We start from the raw sequence: 2,586 nt of genomic DNA on the forward strand, positions 1-2,586 counted from the left end.
TGGATATTCCGTTGCGGCGGAGCCGCCAGTCCGGCGTGGCGAGAGCCACCTGTCCGGACTAACGGAGCCACATTTGTTTAGTGTTTATAGTTACTGTGCCTGAGACGGATCCAGGCCATAAACCTCTCTCATGGATCTGTCCTTGGTCTTATCGATGTACTCGATATTGATCTTGTAAGAATCATAGGAGATTCGGTCCATGATGGCATCTGCAAGAGTATTTTCACCATTGCAGATCTGGCTGTACCAATCCTTTTCTTCGAACTGTGAGCAGAAGATCGTGGACGACCTCTTCCGGCGTTTATGAATCAATTCAAAGAGATTCCGAGCCTCAGATTCAGAAAGCTTCATAAGGAGCCATTCATCAATGATAAGCAGTGTAGGTTTGGTGTATTTCTTCAGTATTGAAGGAAAATTTCCCTCTTCTCTGGCTGCCTGGAGTTCAAGGAGCATATCCGGAAGGCGGACATATCTGACAGTGTAATACTGCTTGCATGCTTCCATGCCAAATGCACAGGCCATGTAGGTCTTTCCACTACCGGTTGCACCGGTGATGAAGATGTTCCTGTACTCCGTGATGTATTCACCGCGGGCAAGTCTGGTGATCAGGGACTTGTTCAGCTTTCTGCCTGACTGATAGTCGATTCCGGCAATGCTCGCATCAGGCTGTTCCATACCTGCATCCTTGATCAGTTTCTTCAGACGATTGCTCTTGCGGGTTGTATATTCAATGTCGACCATCATGCCAAAGCGATCCTCAAAGGGAACTTCTTTCATGGTGGTGTCATTCAGTTGATTTCGAAATGCGTCTGCCATAGGAGTCATGTGCATTTCAATGAGTTTGTTGATGGTTGCTTCGTTTGTCATGATCGATTACCTCCATAGTATCTGGCGCCTCTTGTGATTCCGCGTGGTGCTTCGTTTCCCGGCTCTTCTGGTTGTACGTCATCCGGAGATCCCTTCATGACGATCAGAAGATTTTTGATACTTTTGTAGCTGGGTTTTCCCGTGTAGGATAAAGCCTTTTCACAGGCCTTTTCCAACTGTGCCGGCGAATACTTGTCTGCCAGTTTCAGCAGTCCCATACAGCTTCTGTATGACTGCTGTTCAACCCTGCCCGAGGTAAGGATCGCATCAACTGCTTTGCTTGTATTTATACCAATCGAATCGGCCCATTTGCGGAAACGGTCACCATTCCATTCCAGATATTTCTGATGGTCATCCGGCATGTGTTCCGTAACAGTAGAGTACTGTCCGGGACGGCCGTAAATCCTCCGGTGGGAAGCGATTCGTTCATGATTATAGAAAACTTCAATGGTCGTGCTTGTTACACGCACATCCACCTTATTTTTGATATACTGATAAGGTACAGAGTAATACATCTTATCCACCGAGATGTGGTAATTAAACTGCACGGTGGCAAGTTTCCACTCTGCGATTTCAAAAGGTGTAGCAGGCAACGGCGCCAGTAATGGCTTTTCTTCCCCAAGAAATAAACTGAGCCTGCTGCATTCTTTTTTCTGGAACTTTCTCGCATTGTGTTCATCAAGCTTTTGCCGGATTGCATCATTCAGTTCAGCCAGTGAAAAGAACTGCTCGTTTCTCAATGCGGCAGTGATCCATGTGGAGATTACTCCAACAGACCCTTCAGCATTCGGTTTGTCCTTGGGCTTCCGGACTCTTGCCGGAAGAATGGCAACATTATAATGCTCAGCCATTTCATAATAAGTTTTGTTAAGAGCCGGAGTATACCATGTGCTCTCTTTGTGATTGACAGCTGTTGTACAGTTATCAGGAACAAGCACAGGAGTTACTCCTCCAAAGTAGGCATACATGTCTGCATGTGCTTTGATCCAGTTATTGGTGCGTTCATTGATAAATGCTTTGACAAATACATACTGGCTGTATGTCAGCACGCCGACGAAGAGCCATGCATCAGTGATCTCACCTGTATCAGGATCGATGATGTGCGCCGGATCCCCGGCCCAATCGACCTCGATCTGTTCCCCTGGTTTTCTGGGGATATGCATGGTTGCGCGCCGTTTCTGTTCATCCTGCTGGATATGCCAGCAGAACTGGGAATACTGGAGTCCGTCATCGCCAGCCTGACGACATTCCTCCATGTACTCATACCAGAGGAGTTTTTTGTTGACTCCGTTCCGCATCAGTTCTTTACGGATATAGTCAAAGTCCGGCATGCGTTTATTGGTAGCCGTTTTCTCTTTCGGAAACATGATTTCCCCGAGAGCGTTGTCTGTCATTCCAAAGTCAAGTGGCCAGGTGAGATTTAGCTCATCTGCACGTTTAAGGACTTTGCTGACAGTGTTTCTGGAAACACCTGCGCTCTGCGCAATGTTTCTTTCGCTGAATCCCAGACTTTTAAGTCTGAGGATTTCACGATACTTGGTCATAATCGTGACCTCCTTTATCTGTATTCACACCTGATGGTGCGTAATTACAGTATAAAGGAACATATGTAACTGGAGTCGAAAGTGGTTCCCAAACTCCGGAATCAGCGGCTCTGTTCCACCGGAATGGTGGCTCTCAAATCCCGGACTGGTGGCTCAAAGAGAGCCGGAATATTCA

The 2,586-nt window shown here is 47.0% G+C and carries 2 protein-coding genes; both read right to left on the reverse strand.

Annotated elements, in window-relative coordinates; genetic code table 11:
• Nucleotides 1-90 precede the first annotated feature (90 nt).
• Entirely contained in the window at nucleotides 91-867 is a 777-nt protein-coding gene (gene istB, locus ABE547_RS14595; RefSeq protein ID WP_347379407.1) for an IS21-like element helper ATPase IstB, read from the reverse strand.
• On the reverse strand, nucleotides 864-2,411 hold the full coding sequence (gene istA, locus ABE547_RS14600) for an IS21 family transposase (RefSeq protein WP_347379408.1): 1,548 nt from the start codon (nucleotides 2,409-2,411) through the stop codon (nucleotides 864-866). The genes istB and istA overlap by 4 nt, the downstream gene beginning before the upstream one ends.
• Between the last annotated feature and the right edge of the window lie 175 nt (nucleotides 2,412-2,586).

The sequence above is a fragment of the Dorea sp. YH-dor226 genome, assembly GCF_039832105.1.
GTDB lineage: Bacteria > Bacillota > Clostridia > Lachnospirales > Lachnospiraceae > Dorea_A.